This is a genomic window from Mesorhizobium sp. M7A.F.Ca.MR.362.00.0.0 (genome assembly GCF_004023175.1).
GTDB lineage: Bacteria > Pseudomonadota > Alphaproteobacteria > Rhizobiales > Rhizobiaceae > Mesorhizobium.
Map to the genome: position 1 here is coordinate 1 of NZ_RZTF01000690.1, position 656 is coordinate 656.

General features: G+C 62.7%; 1 pseudogene. It reads right to left on the reverse strand.

Annotated elements, in window-relative coordinates:
* Positions 1 to 145: 145 nt before the first annotated feature.
* Positions 146 to 656, reverse strand: a pseudogene (locus tag EOC06_RS44540) (methyl-accepting chemotaxis protein); the annotation flags it as partial.

The following is a 656-nucleotide window of genomic DNA, read 5'->3' on the forward strand; positions in this document are numbered from 1 at the left end:
AGACAGGCGACTAGCCTGGGTCTGCGCCAACGGAAGTCTCCCTCCCCCTTGTGGCGAGGGGTTAGGGGTGGGGGTCCGTGCCGGGCAGACATCTCAAGAATTCCACGTGCGATAGCCCTCCCCACAAGGGGGAGGGTGGGCGCCTCTACTGCCGCTTGTATTCCCGCACCGGCGACTTGGTGTCGTCGGTGTAGGTGACCTGCACCGACATCGATTTCACGCTGTCGGCGACCTTGAAATAGGGCTGGTAGTCGTAGGGGATGGCGTAAGGGTCCTTCTTGTCGCAGGGCGGCATCTTGATCTCCTTGTCGAGCGCCGCGCCGTTCAGGCTGTAATGCACCTGCTTGATGGCGCAGCGGTAGGACAGCATCTGGGTGAAGTAGACCAGCCCATGGTTGCCGCTGGCATCGAAGGCGATCCACGAGGTCCAGAACTGGTCGAGGATCTGCTTGTTGCCTTGCTGAAGGGCGGTCTCGGGGTCGAAGCGGATGTCGAACGGGCCGGTCTCGCGGCCCCTGATATCGAGATACTTGATGGCGATGATGCCGGCCACGGTGCTGTCGGGCATCTCGAAGCTCGGATTGGCCATCGGCTTGCCGGTCGTCTGGTCGTTCATCGCCAGGAAACCGGTGTCGGTGAACGGGCCCCTGTCGCCC